This window comes from Flavobacterium sp. 270, from assembly GCF_004368785.1.
Classification (GTDB): domain Bacteria; phylum Bacteroidota; class Bacteroidia; order Flavobacteriales; family Flavobacteriaceae; genus Flavobacterium.
Genome location: NZ_SODM01000006.1, coordinates 112,374 through 135,905 on the forward strand (window position 1 = coordinate 112,374; position 23,532 = coordinate 135,905).

General features: G+C 32.8%; 17 protein-coding genes. 4 read left to right on the forward strand and 13 right to left on the reverse strand.

Annotated elements, in window-relative coordinates; all coding sequences use genetic code 11:
• Positions 1 to 99: 99 nt before the first annotated feature.
• Entirely contained in the window at positions 100 to 1,290 is a 1,191-nt protein-coding gene (locus tag EV144_RS19940) for a pyridoxal phosphate-dependent aminotransferase (RefSeq protein WP_134150916.1), read from the reverse strand.
• A 73-nt stretch (positions 1,291 to 1,363) separates the two neighbouring features.
• Entirely contained in the window at positions 1,364 to 2,461 is a 1,098-nt protein-coding gene (locus EV144_RS19945; RefSeq protein WP_134150917.1) for a fatty acid desaturase family protein, read from the reverse strand.
• Positions 2,462 to 2,568: 107 nt separating this feature from the next.
• Between EV144_RS19945 and rsmG the strand changes: the two genes are divergently transcribed.
• On the forward strand, positions 2,569 to 3,198 hold the full coding sequence (gene rsmG, locus EV144_RS19950) for a 16S rRNA (guanine(527)-N(7))-methyltransferase RsmG (protein WP_134150918.1): 630 nt from the start codon (positions 2,569 to 2,571) through the stop codon (positions 3,196 to 3,198).
• A 145-nt stretch (positions 3,199 to 3,343) separates the two neighbouring features.
• Positions 3,344 to 5,098, forward strand: a complete 1,755-nt coding sequence (locus tag EV144_RS19955) for a CocE/NonD family hydrolase (protein WP_134150919.1) — start codon at positions 3,344 to 3,346, stop codon at positions 5,096 to 5,098.
• A gap of 106 nt (positions 5,099 to 5,204) precedes the next feature.
• Here EV144_RS19955 and EV144_RS19960 read toward each other — a convergent pair whose 3' ends face one another.
• The 8 genes from EV144_RS19960 to map form a co-directional block, all read right to left on the reverse strand.
• Positions 5,205 to 5,918: a hypothetical protein gene (locus EV144_RS19960; RefSeq protein WP_134150920.1), complete on the reverse strand. Its 714-nt coding sequence runs from the start codon at positions 5,916 to 5,918 to the stop codon at positions 5,205 to 5,207.
• Positions 5,919 to 6,196: 278 nt separating this feature from the next.
• Positions 6,197 to 7,822: an L-glutamate gamma-semialdehyde dehydrogenase gene (gene pruA / locus EV144_RS19965; protein WP_134150921.1), complete on the reverse strand. Its 1,626-nt coding sequence runs from the start codon at positions 7,820 to 7,822 to the stop codon at positions 6,197 to 6,199.
• A 155-nt stretch (positions 7,823 to 7,977) separates the two neighbouring features.
• A complete protein-coding gene (apaG, locus tag EV144_RS19970; RefSeq protein WP_134150922.1) occupies positions 7,978 to 8,364 on the reverse strand; it encodes a Co2+/Mg2+ efflux protein ApaG in 387 nt (128 codons plus the stop codon).
• A gap of 78 nt (positions 8,365 to 8,442) precedes the next feature.
• Entirely contained in the window at positions 8,443 to 9,702 is a 1,260-nt protein-coding gene (locus EV144_RS19975; RefSeq protein WP_134150923.1) for a DUF5103 domain-containing protein, read from the reverse strand.
• Positions 9,703 to 9,779: 77 nt separating this feature from the next.
• Positions 9,780 to 12,686 carry a DEAD/DEAH box helicase gene (locus tag EV144_RS19980; RefSeq protein WP_134150924.1) on the reverse strand — a complete coding sequence of 969 codons (2,907 nt, stop codon included), beginning with the start codon at positions 12,684 to 12,686 and terminating at the stop codon, positions 9,780 to 9,782.
• Between the two features lie 112 nt (positions 12,687 to 12,798).
• Positions 12,799 to 13,569 (reverse strand): class I SAM-dependent methyltransferase, encoded by a 771-nt coding sequence (locus EV144_RS19985; protein ID WP_134150925.1) that lies wholly within the window; start codon positions 13,567 to 13,569, stop codon positions 12,799 to 12,801.
• Positions 13,570 to 13,654: 85 nt separating this feature from the next.
• Positions 13,655 to 14,029, reverse strand: a complete 375-nt coding sequence (locus EV144_RS19990; protein WP_134150926.1) for a GxxExxY protein — start codon at positions 14,027 to 14,029, stop codon at positions 13,655 to 13,657.
• Positions 14,030 to 14,097: 68 nt separating this feature from the next.
• Positions 14,098 to 14,916: a type I methionyl aminopeptidase gene (map, locus tag EV144_RS19995; RefSeq protein ID WP_134150927.1), complete on the reverse strand. Its 819-nt coding sequence runs from the start codon at positions 14,914 to 14,916 to the stop codon at positions 14,098 to 14,100.
• 207 nt (positions 14,917 to 15,123) lie between these two features.
• On the opposite strand from map, the gene EV144_RS20000 reads away from it, so the two are divergent.
• The gene (locus EV144_RS20000) at positions 15,124 to 16,380 is read left to right on the forward strand and encodes a DUF445 domain-containing protein (RefSeq protein ID WP_134150928.1); all 1,257 of its coding nucleotides are present in this window, start codon (positions 15,124 to 15,126) and stop codon (positions 16,378 to 16,380) included.
• A gap of 202 nt (positions 16,381 to 16,582) precedes the next feature.
• On the opposite strand, the gene gpmI is transcribed toward EV144_RS20000, so the two are convergent.
• Together gpmI and EV144_RS20010 are read right to left on the reverse strand one after the other, a co-directional pair.
• Positions 16,583 to 18,100 (reverse strand): 2,3-bisphosphoglycerate-independent phosphoglycerate mutase, encoded by a 1,518-nt coding sequence (gene gpmI, locus EV144_RS20005; RefSeq protein ID WP_134151158.1) that lies wholly within the window; start codon positions 18,098 to 18,100, stop codon positions 16,583 to 16,585.
• Between the two features lie 140 nt (positions 18,101 to 18,240).
• Positions 18,241 to 20,670, reverse strand: a complete 2,430-nt coding sequence (locus EV144_RS20010) for a DUF5916 domain-containing protein (RefSeq protein ID WP_134150929.1) — start codon at positions 20,668 to 20,670, stop codon at positions 18,241 to 18,243.
• A 294-nt stretch (positions 20,671 to 20,964) separates the two neighbouring features.
• Between EV144_RS20010 and EV144_RS20015 the strand changes: the two genes are divergently transcribed.
• The gene (locus tag EV144_RS20015) at positions 20,965 to 21,690 is read left to right on the forward strand and encodes a murein L,D-transpeptidase catalytic domain family protein (protein ID WP_134150930.1); all 726 of its coding nucleotides are present in this window, start codon (positions 20,965 to 20,967) and stop codon (positions 21,688 to 21,690) included.
• On the opposite strand, the gene EV144_RS20020 is transcribed toward EV144_RS20015, so the two are convergent.
• Positions 21,679 to 23,265 carry a murein L,D-transpeptidase gene (locus EV144_RS20020; protein WP_134150931.1) on the reverse strand — a complete coding sequence of 529 codons (1,587 nt, stop codon included), beginning with the start codon at positions 23,263 to 23,265 and terminating at the stop codon, positions 21,679 to 21,681. The genes EV144_RS20015 and EV144_RS20020 overlap by 12 nt on opposite strands.
• Between the last annotated feature and the right edge of the window lie 267 nt (positions 23,266 to 23,532).

Consider the following 23,532-nt stretch of genomic DNA (forward strand, 5'->3'; position numbering starts at 1 on the left):
AAGTGCGAGGACTTGCAGCGGATAGCCCGACCCTTGGGGCACGCCCATAAAAAAAGCCTCAAGAAATTCCTGAGGCTTTGTATATAATTTTGAATCTAATTAAGCTGTTAAAGCTTCTTTGATCCTACGTAATGCTTCTTTAAGAATATCGTTGCTTGTTGCGTAAGAGAAACGAATACAGTTTGGATTTCCGAAAGCATCTCCTGTTACAGTTGCTACATTTGCTTCTGCTAAAAGATACATCGATACATCGTTTGCATCTTTAATTTCAGTTCCTCTTAATGTTTTTCCGAAGAAAGAAGAAACGTCTGGGAAAACATAAAATGCTCCTTCTGGAACGTTGATTTTTACTCCTGGGATTTCTTTTAATAATCCAACAACTAAATCTCTGCGACCGTGGAAAGCCTCAACCATATGATTTAAAACGCTTGGATCTGCATCTACAGCGGTAATAGTAGCTCTTTGTGCAACTGAGTTTGCACCAGAAGTTACTTGTCCCTGAATTTTTGTACATGCTTTTGCAATAAATTCAGGAGCTCCAATGTAACCAATTCTGTATCCAGTCATAGCAAATGCTTTTGCAACTCCGTTTACAGTAATTGTTCTTTCTAGCATTCCAGGGATAGAACCGATGCTGCAGAATGTTCCAGAGAAATTGATGTGCTCATAAATTTCGTCTGCAACTACATATATATTTGGGTGTTTTTCTAAAACTTTTGCTAATGCTGTCAATTCTTCTCTGCTGTAAACAGATCCTGAAGGATTACATGGAGAAGAGAACCACATCATTTTTGTTTTTGGTGTGATTGCAGCTTCTAATTGCTCTGGCGTCATTTTGAAATCTGTTTCTACAGAAGTTGGAACTTCTACAGGAACTCCGCCAGAAAGTTTTACGATTTCGAAATAAGAAACCCAGTATGGTGCAGGTAAAATCACCTCGTCACCATCGTTTAACATTACTTGTGCAATATTGTATAAAGATTGTTTTGCTCCTGTAGAAACTACAATTTGAGTTGGTTTGTATTCTAAATCATTGTCTCTTTTGAATTTTCTGCAAATTGCTTCTCTTAGTTCAAGATAACCTTCTACTGGAGAATATGTACTGTAATTTTCGTCTACTGCTTTTTTTACCGCTTCTTTAATAAAGTCTGGCGTATTGAAATCAGGCTCGCCTAAACTTAAACTGATAATGTCTTTTCCTTGTGCTTTTAATTCTCTTGCCAAAGCAGCCATTGCTAATGTTTGCGAAGTCGCAAGGTTGTTGATTCTGTCCGAAAGAATATGATTCATTATAAAAATTTTGATTGTCCTTAAGCTGCTGCGCTAGTTAAGGAAGGTTAATTATTAATAGATTTTTTTTAGTTTAAACAGTTAATTCTGGTTTCATTCCTAAGTCACGTAAATGTTTGAAGTGAGCGATAATAGCACTTCCCATTGTTTTGTATTCGTAATAAGGTAAATTACATTCTTTTGCAGTTTCTTTTACGATTTTTGCAATTTTACCATAGTGAATGTGACTGATATTCGGAAAAATATGATGTTCGATTTGATGGTTTAATCCGCCTGTGTACCAGTTTACAATTGCATTTCTTGGTGCAAAATTGGTTGTAGTAAACAATTGGTGAATGGCCCATGTGTTGTCCATTTCTCCTAATTCGTTTGGAGAAGGATTTGTAGTTTCTTCTACAACGTGTGCCAATTGAAATACAACACTTAAAATTAATCCGGCAGTGTAATGCATTACAAAGAAACCAATTAAAACTTTCCACCAAGTAATTCCGATTACGATTGGTAAAACAATCCAGATAGAAACATAAATGACTTTGGTAATAATAAGAGTTGTCCAAAGAATTTTTGGGCTTTTAGGTTCTCCGTATGATAATTTTCTTTTAAGGTAGCTTTTCATTTGCTTAAAATCGGTAGTGATAGCCCAATTGAAAGTCAATAATCCGTATAAGAAAACAGAATAATAGTGCTGAAAACGGTGAAAACTATGCCATTTGGCATCTTTTGTAAATCGAATGATTCTTCCTGCATCCAAATCTTCGTCATGACCAGGGATATTAGTGTAAGTATGGTGCAAAACATTATGCTGTACCTGCCAGTTGTAAACGTTTCCTGCCAGAACATAAATAGTTCCTCCCATAAATTTATTAATCCAGTTTTTGCTAGAATAAGAGCCATGATTACCATCATGCATTACATTCATTCCAACTCCGGCCATACCAATACCAATAACAATTGATAGAAGCAACATAACCCAGAATGGCATATTGAGTGTAAGAATTAAGAAATAAGGAGTCAAAAAAACAGCAAAAAGTATTACCGCTTTTAAGTGCAGTTTCCAGTTTCCAGTTTTCTGAATGTTGTTTTCTTTAAAGTAGTTGTTAACCCGAGAGTTAAGAGTTCTAAAGAACTTCATACTGTCTTGCCTAGCAAATGTTGGTGCAGTCTTATTCATAATTGATTTAAATAGCCTTCAAAGGTAATTATTATAAATTTTCAATTTGCAAAATTGAGTTAAATATTTCAATCGTAAAGTATTACTTTTGTTAAAAAATTAGAGCAATGGATGAGATTCTGAAATATTTTCCTGATTTGACTGAGATTCAAATCGAACAATTTCAAAAATTAGATTTTTTATATCACGATTGGAATGAAAAAATCAATGTTATTTCGCGAAAAGATATTGATGCCTTATATACAAAACACGTTTTGCACTCGCTTGGTATTGCAAAAATTATGAAGTTTGAGCCGGGAACTACAGTTTTAGATGTTGGTACAGGTGGTGGATTTCCTGGAATTCCGCTGGCAATTCTTTTTCCTGAAACCCGTTTTTATTTAATTGATGTTATTGCAAAAAAAATAAAAGTAGTTCAGGGTGTTGTTGATGCTTTAGAATTGAAAAATGTAAAGGCAGAGCAATTACGTGCAGAAAATGCAAAAGGTGATTTCGATTTTATTGTAAGCCGTGCCGTAACCAATATGCCAGATTTTGTTTCGTGGATTAAAGATAAAATCAAAAAACAAAATAAGCATACTTTAAAAAATGGTATTCTATATCTTAAAGGTGGTGATTTGGAAGAAGAATTAAAAGATTTTCCGAAAGCAACTTTATACGATTTATCGACAATTTTTGAAGATGAATTTTTTGAGACTAAAAAAGTAGTGCATTTGCCTTTGAAATTTAAAGCTTAAGATCTTAATTAAGATTTAGAAACTGTAACAATAATAAAAAATCCGGGTCTTTTAGATTCCGGATTTTTTATTTGTGAAAATGAAAACTCAGAAAGCCATTATATTTGAGTGTCAAACAAGGTCTAATTATAAAAGTTGTTTAAAAATGAAATCATTTCTATTTTTTTTAATTTTTTTCACTGCTGTTTTTACTACTTCTGCCCAGCAAACCAAAATGGCAAAGTCTGAGGATCTAAAAAATGTTTACGATGTTCAGGATAGTGTAATGATCAAAACCAGAGATGGCGCTTTTATTTCGGCAATTGTGGTGAAGAAAAAAGGAATTACTGCTCCTAAAACGGTACTGCTGCAATATACTATTTATGTTAGAGATAAAGAAAGAGATCTTAAATCTCTAAAAGAAGCTGCCGATAAAGATTATATTGGCGTTATTGCCTATTCTAGAGGAAAACGATTTAGCCCAAATGAAATATTTCCTTATGAGAATGACGCTAATGATACCTATGATGTGATTGATTGGATTAGCAAGCAAAAATGGTGTAACGGAAATGTCGGCATGTATGGTGGCAGTTATAACGGCTTTACGCAATGGGCTGCTTGTAAAAAAATGCATCCGGCACTTAAAACAATTGTTCCGTATGTTGCCAATAGACCCGGAATGGGACTGCCAATGGAGAATAATGTGTTTATAAATCCAAATTATGAATGGTCTTTCTATGTTGGAAATAATAAATATCTAGACACGATAGCAGGAAATGATAGACAGCGTTTTAGAAATATGATGTTCAAATGGTGGAATTCTGGAGCTGCTTATAAAAAGATGGACAGCATTGATGGAACTCCAAACCGACTTTTTCAAAGATGGATTTCGCATCCTTCTTTTGATGATTATTGGCAGAAAATGACTCCTTACGGAAAAGAATTTGCCGAAATTAATATTCCTGTTTTGGCAATTGATGGTTATTATAACGATTCTCAGAATTCTGGATTGTATTATTTGAGAGAACTCGAAAAATACAATCCTAAAGCAAATCATTATCTTATTATTGGGCCGTATAGTCATTTTGGTGCGCAGAGAGAAGGTGCGCCTGTAATTAATGGTTATAAAGTTGATGCTAATGCTTTAATCAATACTAATAAAATAACGTTTGAATGGTTTGATTTTATTTTTAAAAACGGACCAAAACCTGAGATTTTAAAAGACAGAATAAATTATCAAGTTATGGGAGCAGATAAATGGGGGAGTGCACCTTCGATTGATAAAATGAACAATAATTTTCTAACGCTGTATTTGACAAATAGCAAAATAAAATCGGAGAAATTTTATTCTTTGAATTCTAAAAAGCCAGCCAAAAAAGAATTTTTATCGCAAGAGGTTGATTTTGCTGATCGCCAAATTAGTAATAACGATTATTATCCTGATCCAATTATTAAAAAAGAAATTGAAACCAGTAATGGTTTTGCTTTTATAAGTGATCCTCTAAAAGAACCAATAGTAATCAGCGGCTCATTTTTGGGTGAAATAAAAGCAAGCATCAATAAAAAAGATATGGATATAGGAATTACACTTTACGAAGTAACGCCAGATGGGGAATATTTTCATTTGTCTTATTTTATTGGTCGTGCTAGTTATGCTAAAGATAGTACAATCAGGAATTTGCTACAACCCAATCAAATTCAATCGATTCCGTTTGTTAATTCACATTTAGTCAGCAAGCAATTAAGGAAAGGAAGCAGATTGCTTATTGCTTTAAATGTAAATAAAAATCCATTTTCAGAATTAAATTACGGAACTGGCAAAATAGTAACTGAAGAGAATATAAAAGATGCAAAAGAACCTTTAAAAATAAAATGGTACAATGACAGTTTTGTAAAAATACCAATTTTGAACAATAATTAAAAAATAAACCACAAGTACTAATAAAAGTACTTATGGTTTTGATCAGAATTTTATTAACCCATTAAATTAAACCTGATTTATCTATTTTCATGCAAATACATTTTTTTTATTGGGAACAATATTGATTTTTTTTACAATCAATATTCGAAATAAATTCAAGTAATGCTTTTTTTGATTTTTCATCATCGTATTCAAAAGCGGCATCAAAGAAAAACTGACGGCATATTGTTGGTTCTTGGCTGTAATCGTATACAGAATCTTCGAGCTCACTAAAAGTCTGAGGGTTTTGATTAGGATAAAATTCTATAAGTTTCTTCATTGTGTTTTCAAACCATTTATCAAATACGCTCTTTTTAGGCGAAATGTGGCGGGCTAGTAAAACAAGGCCAATAAGTTCACTTTGTAAAAAATTAGATCCTTTTTTATAAAGAATATCAATCATTCTAACATTCATTAAAGCCACCCAGATTGGTCCATCTACAAATCCATTTACAGGAAAATTCAAATCAACATCAAAAACCAAATCATTTGTGCTTTCATGATTTTCAATATAGCTCCACATAGCTTCTACACGATCTTTAATGTCTTCAGATTTTGTAGAAAGCCCTTTAAATCTCCAGAAAATCCATTCTAATGTTGCAGCAGCTAATCCCATTGCTGCTTTATGACTAATTTGATTTAGAATTGTTTCCAATTCCTCATTTCCATCAATAGGGTCAATTAGTTTCTCCATTACCTTAGGAGTCCATTTGTAGTCAATTACATGTCCAATGCTTTTAGACTGCATAATTATTTCTGGTGTTTTCTTTAGATTTTTCATTTCTTTTACTCTTAAATTTTTCTAACTAAAAAATATTAATGCTGTTATTTTTATAGGGCAAATTTATGAGCATGTGCTTTTTTAGAAGTACCTCAAAAGTTTTAAAAATGATAAAATAAGTTTTTTGTAAAGGCTATGTATCTGTAAATCAAATAAATAAGAAAAAGACTACAATTATAAAAAGGCGATTTTGTGAAATATATATAAAAATAAAAACCCACAAGTTTCAATGTATTTGAAAACCTGTGGGTTATAATATATTTAAGGTAGAATAACTCTTATCCTAAAAACGGATATCTGTAATCTTCTGGCGTTACAAAAGTTTCCTTAATAGTTCTAGGAGAAGCCCAACGCAATAGGTTTAATGCAGAACCAGCTTTGTCATTTGTTCCAGATGCTCTTGCACCTCCAAATGGCTGCATACCTACAACAGCTCCTGTTGGTTTATCATTAATGTAGAAGTTACCAGCAGCATTTTGTAATTTTGTTGTTGCTACTTCAATAGCATAACGATCCTGGCTGAAAACTGCTCCTGTCAAAGCATACTCAGAAGTAGTATCTACTAATTCTAAAGTCTCTTCCCATTTAGCATCTTCGTAAACATAAATAGTAATTACTGGTCCGAATAATTCGGTTTCCATTGTAGTATATTTTGGGTTTGTAGTTACAATAACCGTTGGCTCAATAAAATATCCAACAGATTTATCATAATTTCCTCCAACGATAATTTCAGCGTCAGCATCTTTTTTAGCTTGGTCAATATAACTTGCTAATTTATCAAAAGAACCTTCGTGAATAACGGCTGTAATAAAGTTTCCAAAATCTTCCGGAGAACCCATTTTCATCGATTTTACATCAGCAATTAATTGTTCTTTTACAGCCGGCCATAAACTTTGTGGGATATAAGCTCTTGATGCAGCAGAACATTTTTGTCCTTGAAACTCAAATGCACCACGAGTAATTCCTGTAGCCACTTGTTTTACGTTTGCAGTAGGATGTGCAATGATAAAATCTTTACCACCAGTTTCACCTACGATTCTTGGATATGTTTTATAATTATGAATATTCGCTCCAATTTTTGCCCAGATATCTTTAAAAACGTGAGTTGATCCTGTAAAGTGAATTCCAGCAAAATCACGACTTGCCAAAACAGTATCAGTAATCATTAAAGCATCACCAAAAACAACGTTGATAACACCGTCTGGAACTCCAGCTTCTTTAAAAACATCAATAATAATTTTTGCAGAAAAAACCTGGCTGTCGCTTGGTTTCCAAACCACAACGTTACCCATCATGGCTGCACTTGCAGGAAGATTTGCAGCAATAGCAGTAAAGTTAAATGGAGTAATTGCGTAAACAAAACCTTCTAATGGTCTGTACTCTAAACGATTCCAAACTGTAGAATCAGATTTTGGCTGATCGTTATAGATCTGCGTCATAAACTCTACGTTGTAACGTAAAAAGTCGATTAATTCGCAAGAAGCATCAATCTCTGCCTGGTGAATATTTTTAGACTGTCCGATCATAGTTGCAGCATTAATACGCGCTCTATATGGACCTGCAATAAGTTCTGCAGCTTTTAAGAAAATAGCAGCACGTTGTTCCCATGCCATATTTGCCCATGCTTTTCTTGATTCAAGTGCATTTGCAATCGCTTTTTCGATATGTTGTTTTTCTGCTAAATGGTATGTTCCTACGATATGTTTATGATCGTGCGGTGCAGATATTGTTTTTGTGTTTCCTGTTCTGATTTCTTCACTTCCGATATATAAAGGAACATCAATTTTCGAATTCCACAGTGAAGTATAAGCCGCCTGAACTGCTGCTTTTTCTGGTGAGTTAGGCGCGTAACCTTTTACTGGCTCGTTTACCGCTTTTGGTACATGAAAGAATCCTTTTAGCATTTTATTTAAAATTAGATAATTAGACAATTTATGGATCAGATTATTTGATTTGTTACGAATAATCTAACACTGCACAAAAGTACAAAGGATAAATTAATAATTTGACAAATTTATGATTTAGATAACGATAAAAAAACGAGGTTGTAAACCAAGTCTTAATTTAAGGCAAAAGGAGCACACATTCTGAAAGTAGGAACGATTACTTTGAATGTTTTTGTAGTGGTAAAATTAATCATATTAAAATAACCTTTCATCGAACCATAAGGTGATGATAATAAACAACCAGAGCTGTAAGTATGATTTTCACCAGGTTTTAAAACTGGTTTTTTTCCAATAACGCCTTCGCCATCAACAACTTCTAAGTCGTTTAATGAATCGAAAATTTCCCAGTGACGAGAAGTTAATTGTACAGAATCTTTGCTGTGATTTTCGATTGTGACTACATAACTAAAGGCAAAATGAATCTTGTAGTTCTTGAAGTATGTACCTTCAAAACTAGTTAAAACAGATATTTTTATGCCTCTTGTAATCTGAGAAACCATACTAAAGTAGTATATATGTGTGCGTTATAGAGGCAAAGTTACAAAAAAAATGATACGATTGAAAAACTTAACAATCTTTTAATTGACTATATTGATAGAGTTTGCATTTCCCTTTCCAATAACTCTTTGGTAACGATCTGTATTTTCTTTATAATAGACCAAAATTGTATATTCATTTTCAGTTTGATAGAAGTTGCCATCAATAGCATTTTCGTTATCAATTACACCTTTTTTGTCGGCAACTGTATATTGAAAATTAGTAAAACCCTGCTTAATCATTACTGCTTTTTCGTACACCGCTTTATCCGTATTATAATCCATTTTGTATTCTGGCGATAAACTGTAATTGTTAAACATTCCGGTAATATAAATGTCTTTATTTAACCTAAAAGCCGGCGCAGACAAAGTAAAATATACCCAGGCATAATCAGCTTCAATTTCGTTATTAGACGCATTAATGTTTTTAACCACAAAATTCCCGTTTACATCTTGATAAACAGTATAAATCTGATTTCCTCTTGCCTGATTCGTATATAAATAGGCATTGTAAATATCATTATTTGTACCCACTTTGCCTACATTATTACTGGCCGCACGAATGTCTTTGTTTTCAAAATATAAGAATTCGTTACCAGCCCAAAACTGTGTTTCTTTATCGTATTTATAAACCAGCTGATTCCCAAGTGTATATTGTGGAGGGACGTTTTTAATAGCAGTATTAAAATTACCATTTTGCAGTAACAGCGTTTTTACACTTTGCTGTGGCGTTTGAAAAGTAATATCATTTGATGTAATAGCAAAATCAAGACTTTGTGTAAAATTTATATTGCTAAGGTTACGGCTTCTTTTTACCTGAGCAGCAACCGTACAATGATCTTCATATAAAATAAATTTTCTCGAAAAAAGAACCTCTTTATCTTCGTTCAGGATTTTTAGTATATAATTTCCAGAGATTCTTAATTGCGTTGTAAACTGGTTTGGAAAAGCAAGTCTGTAATGCGAATAAATCTGTAAAGTGTTGAATGAGTTTGAGTAATCTGTAATTCTTTGATTATCAAAACCACGAATATAATCTGTTTTCGGAATATCAGTTGGTTTCCAGTTGTAATCACAATGCGTTACTTCAAAATAATAATTGGCTTCACTGCCAAATAAATCATCAAACTGAAACTCAAACGAAGTTCCTAATTCAAAAATAGGAACCACATTATTGCCGCCTTGTACAAAAGTAACAGTTTTAATATTATATGGAGGATCTACTTCAGTTTGAACTTCCTGCGCTGCTGCCGAAGTAAAAATGAAAAGAAAAAATAATTTAGTAAATAAAAATTTTGGCATCTTATTACGTTGTAAGATTGTAAATATAACAATTTATATAACGAAAAATCTGATGTTATATTTTTTGGTAATAATTTTTAAAAGCTCAAAATGTATTCTAAATTAGCCTCGATTTCGTTATTAATGTAACTTTCTTCTAAAAGCGAGTCAGACAAAAGCTTTTTGTTTTCCTGCAAATTGATAATTTTTTCCTCAATTGTATTCTTCGAAATAAACCGAATAACATTTACTTTATTCAATTGTCCAATTCTGTGCGCCCTTCCAACTCCCTGTTTTTCAGCAAAAGGATTCCACCACGGATCTAAGAATAAAACATAAGAAGCTTTTGTAATATTTAAACCGACACCTCCGGCTTTAAGCGAAATAAAAAACAACAACGGATTTTCTTTTTCCTGAAACAATTTTACCTGATGTTCTCTTTTACTTGCAGGAGTTTCGCCCGTAATTTCACAGAATTCAATTTTGTTTTCCTTACACCAATCAGTATAGAAATTTAGATTTGTAACAAACGAACTGAAAATAATAACCTTTTGTTTTCCCTTTACTAAGCTTTCCAGATAATTGGTTACTGCAATATATTTTCCTGAATCAATTTCTGAATTCTGGTCGATCATTTTTGGGTGATTACTCAGTTGTCTCAGCTTCATTAAAGTATTGATAATGCTAATTTTATCAGGACTCGATCCGTCAGTTTTCAATAAAAAATTACGTGCTTTAGATTTTTCCTGCTCGTATAATTTTTCCTGTTCAGGATCCATATTACAATAATAAATCTGTTCTGACAATTCTGGTAAATCCTTTAAAACCTGTTCTTTGGTTCTTCTTAAAATATAAGGCTGAATAAGATTTTTTAATTCTGATAAACTATTTTCATCCTGCTTTTTCTCAATCGGAGTTTTAAAATTTTCTGCAAAAAAAGCATAACTCCCCAAAATATCCGGATTGATAAACTCCATTTGCGACCATAAATCATCCAGCGAGTTTTCGATTGGCGTACCACTTAATGCAATTTTATGAGTCGTCTTTATTTTGTTAATGGCTTTAAAAATCTTAGAATTTTTATTTTTAATGTATTGACTTTCGTCTAAAATTAAATAGCGGAAATTGTATTTTTCTAAAATTGAAATATCGCGATGAATAATGCTGTAACTCGTAAAAATCAAATCGGTAGATTCTAATCTACCCGCTAATAATTTTCTGTCATTGCCAACATATTGCATTTTAGAAAAATGCGGTGTAAACTTTCCGGCTTCATTAAACCAGTTAAAAACCAATGAAGAAGGTAAAACAATCAGGGTTTTTAAAGGTTCCCTTTCTATAGTAGTTTCATTTTGAAATAAATCAAAATTGGTGGTTTTAGTAGTAAATCCCAATTGTTCTTGTACAGCAACCAAAACCGCTAAAGTCTGCAAAGTCTTTCCAAGTCCCATATCATCTGCAAGACAGGCACCTAAATTAGAATTAAAATGTCCTAAAAGCCATTTTACACCATCAATTTGATACGGTCTTAAAGTTGCTTTTAGCAAATCAGAAGATACATATTCTGCTTTTTGAACCGGATCTTTATCGATATTGATTTCCGGAATCGCATCTAAAACAGAAAAATTACTTTTACGTAAAAGAACATTTCCGTTTTCGGTATTAGAAAATTTTGCCAGCGAACTGTATTTGCTAAACCATTCCAGAGGAATTAGAAAATAATTTCCATCAGGCAGTAAAAACAGCCTTTCTTTACTTTTTATATTAGGAATAATTTCGCGGAAATTGATCGTATAATTTCCAATGGTAATAATTATTTTGATGTCAAACCAATCTCCAGTTGTTTCCTGTGAAGATGAAATCGTATGGTTTTCTGTAATGATTTTTTTGCTTTCAAGATTTAGATTTTCGATTGAAAAACCTAAATTTTCAAGTTCTTCTTTACGATCAATTATTAATTGAATATTAGCGTAAGGGTCAGAAGTTTCTAAGTCTGAATTCAATCCAAACAATTCATTTTTGACTTTTACTAAACCAATTTCAAGTAATTTTTTTGTATATAAAATTTCGACGGCACTTCGTTTAAACTGAATTATTTTAGGCTCATTGGCAATGCTGAAATCAACAAACGAATGCGTTTTTTTAGTTTTACCGGCATCAAAGATATAACCGTTATAATCAAAATATAAATTGAGATAATAACAGTTTTTAAAGAAATCATAAACAGGCTGAATGGTGCAGGAAATGATTTGATCCCGCTGTTCCATTTCAAAACCCGTTGCTTCAATATCAATTTTCTTTGCTATTTCTGGAATAAAACTTTTGAAATAATTATCGACTAATTTTGAAGGAATTTCAATTGATTTTTTCTTCAAAAATGGCGTCAGTTTTTTAGCATTGAGTTCTTTTAATTGTCCTAACTTTTTATCAATAATCAACCAGCCCGGTTCATCCAAAAGAATTTCAACATTTCTATCCATTGGGAAGAAAGTGGTTTTGTTTTCTTTTAAAGAAAGGGTATAAGTAATGCCTTCGGAATGTTTCTCAAATTGAATTTGAGGTTCAAAATCGCAAACTTCAATATTGACTCTGGATCGATAAAAATCCTTTTCAGGGCCGAGATTAATAGATAGTGGAAATTGCTCTTTTACAATTAAATCGTAAAAAGAACTCAGGTTTATTTTTAAATGCTGGCGAATTGCAAATTCAATTTTAGAATCTTTTTGCAAATCAGCAATTGTTTTTGCCGATTTGATTTTTGCGCTGAATTTCTTGAAAACAAACTCAGGTTTTAAAGATTCGCAGACCGTTAGTATTTTTTTTGAGTTTGAATCTAAATTTTCAAAAACAATTCCAAAACTTTCAAGAATATCTCTTGTCGCTTTTTTGTTTAAGTATTTAATTTCTTCGGTTCCTTCAACTATATAAGCTGTTGGAAGACAAACATTCAGATTTTTTTCAAAACTGATGTCAAAACAGAGCTGAAATGAATTTGTAGGTTCCAAGGTTTAGGGATTTGGTTGGCTTGTAATTTGGGTAAAAATGAAAGAGTTTTCAAATTTGGGCTATTTTGAAAACTCTTTAAATGAACTTATATCGCTTATATGGTGAAAAAAATTAACTGTTTTTAAAACAAAGCGGAATAATTTCGCCTTTTGCCAAACAATATTTTTCTACCAATTCTGGTGTAATTTTATTGGTATAATCTTCTTCGATTACAATAAAACCAATGCTTCTTAATTTATCAAAATAATCTCGTCCGTAAACACGTACGTGATCGTATTGACCAAATATTTTAGCACGCTCTTTTTGGTCTGTAATAGAATCATCAGCAAAAGTGGTCTCTCTCGATAAATCCTGTGGAATCTGCAAAATTGCCATTCCACCAGGTTTTAAAACGCGATATAATTCCTGCATTGCTTTGGTATCGTCTGGAATATGTTCTAAAACGTGATTACATAAAATCACATCGTATTCGTTGTCTTTAAAAGGAAGATTACAAATGTCTGCTTTTACATCTGCCAATGGCGAAAGTAAATCGGTTGTAGTGTAATCAAGGTTTTTCTGCTTACGGAATCTTTTATAAAAAGCCTGCTCCGGAGCAAAATGCAATACTTTTTTTGGCGCTGTAAAAAAATCAGTCTGATCGTTTAAATACAACCAAAGCAAACGATGTCTTTCTAAAGAAAGTGTACTTGGAGAAAGAACATTATTACGTTGTTTCCCGTACCCATAAGGCAAAAAAGATCTGAAACTTCTCCCGTCAATCGGATCAGTATATTTATTTCCTTTTAATGAAAGAGCTAAAATTGGGCGCGCCACATAACTCAAACGAATTAATAATGGTCTTGGAATGGTATTTAAAACTAATTTGAAAAGTTTTTTCACTGTTAAATTAAATAAATTTGAACACGAATTTCACGAATTGACACGGATTAACGTTGCGGTGAAATTTCACGAACCTTGATTTGGGTTAAAGTATTATTCTTTTATATTTCAGACTGTCTTCACCAAAATTAACTAACAAACCAAGTTTGTTTTTTGATGCAGCTAAGTAATTTAATGTTTGTTTAATTTCACTTGTCGTGAGTGTTGCAATTGCTTTTAATTCTAAAATAATTTCGTCAAAAATAACAAAGTCTGCGAAATAATAACTTGGCAACACAATGTCTTTATAAGCTATATTGTATTTTAATTCTCGATTATAAGGAATTCCATTTCTTTGAAATTCATATTCCAGTGCATCTCCGTAAACTTTCTCACTATGTCCTTTACCTAAAATTTTATGGACTTCCATCCAAATTCCGATAACTTTGTAGGACTCTTCTCTTAAATGCAATTCACTCATTATTTTTTATTTGGTTTTAGTGTAATTTTTATGACAACACTAATCCGTGATAATTCGTGAAATTAGTGTTATAAAATAAGTGGTATTTGTCTGAATTCGTCTTCTTCGTTACTTTCAATTCCTAACGCTTTGTAGATATATTGAAAAGTCGATAATAATTCAGGTTTACCATCAATTAAGGCAACGTCATGTTCGAAATGCGCACTTGGTTTTCCGTCAGCCGTTAAGATTGTCCAGCCATCTTTTAACTGTTTGATGTTTCTTGTTCCCATGTTGATCATCGGCTCAATTGCTACAACCATTCCTTCAACAAAAAGTTTTCCGCGACCGCGTTTTCCGTAGTTTGGCATTTCAGGTTCTTCGTGCATTTTTTGCCCAACACCGTGTCCAACCAATTCACGAACAACTCCGTAACCGTGAGCTTCAGTATATTTCTGAATCGCATTTCCAACGTCTTCTACGCGATTTCCAGCTTTAAATTCTCTAATTCCTACGTAAAGAGATTCTTTAGTCACTTTCAAAAGTTTTTTTACTTCTGGTGCAACTTCTCCAATTTCAAAACTGTAGGCATGATCTCCATGATATCCGTTTTTAAAAGCACCGCAATCTACAGAAATAACATCACCACTTTTAAGAGGCGTGTTATTAGGAATTCCGTGTACAACCTGCGCATTCGGACTCATACAAAGTGAATTCGGGAAATCGTACAAACCTAAAAAACTAGGTGTTGCACCGTGATCACGAATAAATTCTTCGGCCAGTTTGTCAAGATATAATGTAGTGACTCCTTCTTTAATTTCAGAAGCAATCATTCCTAATGTTTTTGATACGATCAAAGCACTTTCGCGCATTAATTCGATTTCTTCCCTAGTTTTTTGGATAATCATAATTTCGGATTTTCAGTTGGCAAAAGTACAATTTTTAATGATATTTTTTTGTGTTTTTTTTGCCACGAATTACACGAATTAACGCGAATGGTTTAATTTAAAATTTTAAAGCAAAAACAATTAGTGGAAATTATGAAAATCCAGACATACTTTTTCATCTCAATATTTCAGAAAAAAGCCATAAATTAGTAGTAAAAACGTATTGTCATGGAAACTATTATAGATCAGGATATATCAAAAAGAAGAGCTTTACGCAAAATGAAGAGAAACGCTCTGGCGCTATTAGGTATTGCAGTGCTCTTGTTTATAATTGCTATTTATTTTAAAATTCCGATGTTGCAGGCTTTTAGCGAAGCTGCAATGGTGGGTGGTATTGCCGATTGGTTTGCTGTAGTGGCGCTGTTTCGTCATCCGTTGGGAATTCCGATTTGGCATACTGCAATTATTCCGACTAAGAAAAATGAAATTGGCGAAAATCTCGGGAATTTTGTTTCAGAAGAATTTCTGAATCGTGAAAAACTGGAAATAAAACTCGACGAATTTAATTTTGCCAGTAAAGCTTCAGATTGGCTGTCGCAGGAAGAAAATGCAAATAAAGTGGCAGATGTTGTTGCAATAAACATTATTCCCGGAATTTTAAAAGCAATAAAAGATGAAGATATCAAGAGATTTATTCAGGTTCAATTTAAAGAAAAACTAGAAGGAGTCAATTTTGGTAATTGGGTTGCTGTTGCATTAGAGCCTTTGCAGAAGGGTGATTTAAAAAATCAGATGCTGACGAATCTTCTTGAAGTTATGAGTGGAGAACTGACAAATAATAAAGATTTAATTAGACAAAAGGTAAAATCTTCAACTCCGTTTTTGAGTTTTGGATTGGCTGATAAAAGTATTACGGAAGGTGTTTTTAACGGTTTGCAGGATTTTTTAAATGAAGCCAAAAATCCAGAGAGTGCAGTACGTTTGAAAATCGATGAGTATATCTTTAATTTTTTAGAAAAAGTAAAAAACTCCGAAGAAATGAGAATTAAAATCAACGATATGATTTTAGGCTTTATCGGAAAAAAAGAAGTTCAGGATTACATCAATGGAATTTGGGATGAAATAAAATTGTCAATCACAAACGATTTAAATAAAGATGAAGAATCTTCGATCAGAAATAGTATTGCAGGATTGGTTCAGACTTTTGGAAACGGACTAAAAGAAGATCCAATCATGTTTGAAAAAATCAACAGTTTTATTAAAAATGATTTGTTATCTGTACTCTTAAATAACAAAAAAGTAATTGGAGATTTGATTTCTTCAACTGTAAAAAGCTGGGACGGAAAAGAGGTGTCTGAAAAATTAGAATTAGAAATTGGTAAAGATCTTCAATATATAAGAATCAACGGAACTTTGGTCGGCGGTATTATTGGACTTATAATTTTTGGGGTTGAGCAATTGTATCATTTATTTCTAACCATATAAATGATATAAGAAAATATAAAAGTATTGTCATAAAAATAAAAATCATGTAAGTAGCTCAAGTTTGTTTCAAATGAGCTTAGATCACTTATAAAAAAAAATCTCGCAAAGTCACAAAAACACCAAGTTAAAAATTCTTTGCGACTTCGCGTCTTTGCGAGATTTATGATTTAAATGAACTTATATCACTTATATGGTTAAAAAACTACAACAAAGAATGACAAGTCATTGCGTTTGGCTGTTGTACTCCCATTAATTCTAAAATAGTAGGAGCAATGTCGCCTAAAACACCATTTTGTATGTTTTTTAATTCTTTGTCAACCAAAATAATCGGCACTGGATTTGTTGTGTGTGCAGTATTTGGGCTTCCGTCAGGATTAATCATTGTTTCGCAGTTTCCGTGATCGGCAATTACAATTGTAGTATAATCGTTTGCAAGAGCAGCGTCGATTACTTTTTTAGCGCAAGCATCAACAGCTTCACAAGCTTTAATTGCAGCTTCCATAATTCCGGTATGACCTACCATATCTCCGTTAGCAAAGTTTAAACATACAAAGTCAACTTCACCTTTGTTCAATTCAGGAACAAGAGCATCTGCAAGTTCAAACGCGCTCATTTCTGGCTGTAGATCGTAAGTTGCTACTTTTGGAGAATTTCTTAAAATTCTTGATTCGCCTTCAAAAGGAGTTTCGCGTCCGCCAGAAAAGAAAAACGTAACGTGCGGATATTTTTCAGTCTCTGCAATACGTATTTGTTTCTTTCCCGCTTTTTCTAAAACTTCACCCAGCGTTTCGGTAATATTATCTTTATTGTACACCACTTTTACATCATGATACGTTTCATCATAATTAGTCAGGGTTACATAATATAATTTTAGTTTGTGCATGTTTTGCTCGTGAAAATCCTGCTGAGAAAGCGCCTCAGTAAGTTCACGGCCACGGTCTGTTCTAAAGTTGAAGAAAATAACAACATCATCTTCTACAATAGTAGCCAATGCTTTTTGTTCTTCGTCTACCATAACAACAGGAGCAATAAACTCGTCAGTAACATCGTGTGCGTAACTGTCAAGAACACTTGCAACGGCATTTGTAGAAGGAATTCCAGTTCCGTTTACTAATAAATCGTACGCCAGTTTTACACGTTCCCAACGTTTGTCGCGATCCATTGCATAGTAACGACCAACAATAGAAGCGATTTTTACAGGAGTATCTTTAATATAATCTTCAAGATCATGAATGTATTTTGCTCCAGATTTTGGATCAACATCACGGCCGTCTGTAAAAGCGTGAACAAATACATTTTGAAGGCCGTATTCTTGAGAAGCATCAATTAATCCACGTAAATGTGAAGTATGTGAGTGTACACCACCGTCGGAAACTAATCCTAAAAAGTGTACTTTTTTGTTGTTTTCTTTAGCGTAAGTAAAAGCATCAATAAGTACTTGTTCTTTGGCAAGCGTTTTATGTGCTACAGCAAGGTTTATTTTGGCTAAATCCTGGTATACAATTCTTCCGGCACCAAGATTCATGTGGCCAACTTCACTATTTCCCATTTGTCCTTCTGGTAAACCAACATTTAATCCGTCGGTACGAAGCTGAGCGCTTGGGTAGTTTTTGTAAAGGCTATTTATAAAAGGAACATTTGCATTGTCTATTGCAGAAACTTTAGGGTCAGGAGATTTTCCCCAACCGTCTAAAATCATAAGGATAACTTTCTTGTTCATCATTTTTAGTTTTCTACAAAGATAAGTCATTTCTAAAATGTGAAAGAAAGCATTGTTACAATTTATCGTTAATAAAAAGAAGCGTATTAAAAAATAATAATTTAGTTGAAGAACGCTTTATTTTTTAAAATTAATTCACGCTAGGCTCTGTTTCTAATCTTATTTTTGACAGCATTATAGTCAATAAAATATTTGACACTAACAGAAAAAACGTGTTTTAAGGCATCATTTGTCAATAAAGCGGTAACATTATTTTTGAAATCCTTATCTATAATACGTTCAAAATTAGAAGCACTATTTCTATACAAAACAGAAAGCTGACTTCCGGGCGCAAACCACCAGGAATAAGATAAATCAGCATTCCAGGAATAAAAACTTGAGTTTTTGTTTTCTGTATATTCCGGATATGGTGTCAATGTACCATTAGATTCCAGTTCCATTGCCTGCTTGTTTTCTGCATACGACCAATATTGGCGAACGGCCAGATTGAGTGTCATTGTACTATTTAAAGCATATTTTCCATTTAAAGTATTAGAATATGTAATTACATCGCGATTTGCAAAAACCACAACTTCGGGAGTACTTTCGTTATTGTCGTCGTCATAACCGTCTATGTAACCTTTGTTGTTATTTCTCTTTAAATAACTAAAAGTATAAGTCAGTAAAAGCTTGTCGCTAAAACGGTATCTCGGGCCAATATCAACCCCGTAAGCCATTCGTCCTGATTGATCTGCAATGGATATCGAAGGATTTAAATCTAAAGCAAATTTATGATTGTAATTGGTAGAAACAGTTGCCCAGAAATCTATTTTTTTCGGAATAATAACATATCTGTCAGCTGCTCGAGGTTCGTAATAATCATGCGATTCTAAAGGAAAGATATTAAATCCGGCACCATAATAATTGTTTTTTATAGTCGATAAATTTACTTCTGCACTAATTCTGTTGTCTTGTACTTTTCCGGATTCTTTATTAAACTCAGAGTACATATTATAGTCAATTCTAAAACTATTAAAAAGCTTAGTAGGATTTAAAATTCGATAATTGGCATTGCCATAAAAATTATAATAATTGGTGTAGAAATTAATACCCAGATCATTTGGATCAAAATTTTTAGATACAAAATCAGTACCTACGCTGTAACGATAATTACCGCTCGTTTCGGCAAAACTTACGGTTGTAAAAATTCCTTTTTTGTCTTCAGTGTCATTAATTACGCTGTATTTTGCATTTCCAAATAAACTATACGTATTTGCTTTTGTGTTTAAATCCCAGGCGATGCCCGTAACATTTGCATCTCTAAAGTGAAAATTTCTCGTAACATTTGTATTGATAAAAGTAACCGAAGAATTTTTACGAAAACGCTGATCCAAAACCAAAACATTATAATTGGTCAAAGGTTCAACGATTGCTTGTCTTGTTTCGCCCGTAATCGTGTCTTTTATAGTTGCATACGTTTTTTCGGTAATTGCATTTAAAATTCCCACGCCCAGTCCGCCTTTGGTTCTTCCTGAAACTTTTAAAGCATTAATAAGATTTACATTTTGAACATTTTCGATTATTTCTTCATTGTCATTCAATTCGGGATCAATAGACGGTTTTCCTCCAATTCTTCGGGAATAAAACATATTTCCTTTGCTGAATAAATCGGTTCCTTCAGTAAAAAAAGCTCTGTTTTCGTTAAACTGCTGTTCAAACGGCCCCAGATTTAAAATCTGATCATCATATTTTGTCTGCCCAAAATCCGGAACCAAAATCGCATCAAGTGTAAAAGCGTCGTTAATTCCGTATTTAATATCCATACCGCCTTTCATCGTGCCATACGTTTTTTGACCTTCTCCGGCATTGAGGTAATAAGAAGCGTAAGGCATCAAAAACAATCGGGTAGGAGGTTTTATATTTTCAATTCCTTCAAGAGCACCTGTCTGCTGTGTAAAAGTTCCGAGTTTTCTATCTACAAAATTCCAGGTATATTTATAGCGCTGTCTTTTTATTTCCCTAAAAAAGTTGATTCCCCAAGTTTGTTTATTATCAGCAGAAAAACGCAAGGCAGAATATGGAATTTTCATTTCTACAATCCAGCCTTTATCAGTAATAGACGCTTTACTAATCCATACAGCATCCCATGAATAATCTTCGCCATTAGCATCCGTTATAATACAATCGGCCTGAACATCAGATGCCGTAACGTAAAACATAAAGTCTTGCTGTCCGTCATTAAAGCCATTTATAAAAGCGCCAAAAAGATCGGCAGTACCAAAGTTATCGCGCTGCGAAATTTCTTTTAGAATTTTATCCGGCTCATCATCGTACATCATTGCGCCAATATAAATCGCATCGTTATTGTATAAAACCTTAATCTCTGTTTTTTTAGTGTCAGGAATTGGTTTTCCGTTATCAGGATCAAGCATAACAAAATCTGTAGCAATAGCCGCATTTTCCCATGCAGGTTCATCAAGCTTTCCATCTATAGAAATACTTTGAGAAGTGGATCGAGCCTGCAGTACTTTTTTCTGACTATAACACCATATAGAAGAAAAAAGGAGACTATAAAGAGCAATTTTGTTCATACAATTTATGAGTAACGAAAGAATTTGTACATATAATAGACATTAAAAATGGCTATTTGTTACACTTTTTCCGTTTTGTTTTATAGAATTATAATTTTTTGCTCAAAAGTAGAAATTTTTTATAAGTAAATACGTTGTAAAAAGTGCTAATTTCTGAGAATATCCCAATTTTATGCCTATAACTTGTTAAATTTTAAACAAAAAGCGCCTCATTTACAGTGTTTTATTTTGTCGGTTGTATTTTTTGCCTACTTTTGCCGAACCCAAATTTTATGTTTAACCTAAAGAAATTCAATGATTTACAAAATTTATCCATTAATGGTGTTTTTCCTGTTGTCTTTTGGAAAAGATTCTCTAAACACCGCCGATCTTAAAAAAGTACCAACAGCGAAGGTTATTGCAAAAGTTGAAAACCTGACAGTGGATGCTAAAATTGAAACTATTTATAACGCTTTAAACCCTAACAATTTTAAAATGCCGGAGCTAAGAACTTTTTCTGAAGCTTTAAAAGGTTTTTATTTATTGAAAGAAAGAGGAGTTATTCAAAAAGACATTTTAACCCTTGTTGATTTTAGTTTATCATCAAACACAAAACGTCTTTGGGTAATTGATCTTTCAACAAATACTATTTTATTTAATTCATTGGTTGCACACGGAAGAAATACAGGAGAAGAATTTGCTTCTACATTTTCTAACATTAATTCATCATTCAAAAGCAGTTTAGGATTTTATGCAACTGGCGAAATTTATCAAGGAAAACACGGCGCTTCTTTACGTTTAGACGGTTTAGAAAACGGTGTGAATGATAATGCCCGCGAAAGAGGAGTTGTAATGCATGGAGCTGATTATGTTTCTGAGTCTTTTATAAGAGATCATAAAAGATTAGGCAGAAGCCAAGGTTGTCCAGCACTTCCTGTAGAGTTGACAGATGAAATAATCGAAACAATAAAAGGAAAATCGTGTTTATATATCTATCATCCATCTAGAACTTTTTCGATGGAAGAAAAACTAATCTCTTAGTTTAGCATATAAATCCAAATCTAAATTATAAATATCAGCTCTGAAAATGAGCTGATTTTTTTTGCTCCAAGCTGTCCAATACCATTGATACAAAGCATATTTCTTCGTGATTTTGGTGTAAGTTGTTTTTTTAGAAGCAATAATGGTATCAATTTTTACTCGTGAGTAATTAATAGAATCATCTAGAATATGCTGTGCCAGTTCCAAAGGATTCTCAATACGAACACATCCGGAACTTAAAGAGCGATTACTTCTCCCGAAATAATTACGATGATTGGTATCGTGCAAATAAACACTATGATGATTTGGGAATAAAATCTTCATTAAACCTAATGAATTATTGTATCCCGGACTTTGTACATAACGGTAATTACCAGGTTTGTTTACGTTCCATGCCATAGGATCTACCACTTTTCCAGCAGTATCGTAAATGGTTATGTTTTTCTTAGCCAGATAATTTCGATTGCGTTTCATTGCCGGAACAACATCTTCTTTTAAAATTGTAGGCGGAACAGTCCAGGTTGGATTAAAAACAACCGATTTTAATACCGATGTAATAATAGGAGTTCTTCTTTTGCTTGTTCCTACCACAACATTTCGAACCAAAGTAGTATCTCTATTTTCTACAACATTTAAGCTATAGTCGGGAATATTAATGATAAAATAATTTTCTGCAAAATTGCTTGTAAACCATCTCCAACGCTCTAAGTTGACAATAATTTGCTGTTTTCTGCTTTCTTTAGAATAATTTAAAGCCTTAATTGTCCCTGCGCCGATAACGCCATCGGCAGCCAATCCGTGTCTTTCCTGAAATTTTTTAACCGCTTCAAATGTTTTTTCATCGTAAACTTTTGTCAGACTGTCGCTTTTTCCAGACATATCTTTCCAGAACAAAAGTCTTTTTTTTATGTTTATCAGAGCAGGATTTATGTCTTTTAAAACAATTTTATCGACAGATTTTATAGAGTCTACATTGTCTTCAGGAAACTCATTTATTAATTTAAGTGCGTTTAATAATTCTTTGTACGTTTCAGATTTTGGCTGTAGATTTTCTGCAATACTGTCCAGTTTATTTTTATTAAAAGCTTTTATCAATGTATCATTTATATCAAATGTTTTTTCTTCCAAATCCCAAGTCGAATATAATTTTTTGGGATCTAGTTTTCCTTTGTATAAATGAGTAAGATATAATTCGAAATTATAAGTGATTAATATATCATAAGTTGCAAGATCTTTATCGCTTAAAGAACCAATTCTCTTTTCGAATTTTTCAAGATTGGCAGCTTTATAATCTTCAGGGTTTAAACCTAATTCGTCGGCTTTTTTTAATAAAGACAAAATGTAAGTTCTCTTTTTTAGGTTGCCCCAAACTGTTTTGTTTTCAGATGAATTGTAAAATTGTTTTAAGGTTTCACTTTTATAAGAACCAATTTGTGCCGTATCAATTTGAACTTTTCTTTCATCAGTTAATATGATTGCTGGTGCCGTTTTTTTGGCCACGGGAATAGCTTTAGGTTTGTCGTCCTTACAGCTGATAAAAATACATATTACTACTAAAAAGTAAAGTTTCTTCATATTACAATTTTTTAAACATCAAATAATGTTCTCCAATATCTTTGATCTCAAAAGGTGAGCCAAAAAAACTGATAATTCATTTTTTTATAAATTCCACACTAAACGATACAGCATTAAACCAAATCACATTCAAAAGGTTTATTTTTAAAAGACATACTACGAATTAGCTTGGCTGTTTTCAACAAAGATAGTGTTGGATTTTTTAAATAATGAAATAATTCCTATTAATTTTTCATCATTAAATAAACCAAATCAATGTATTGTTTT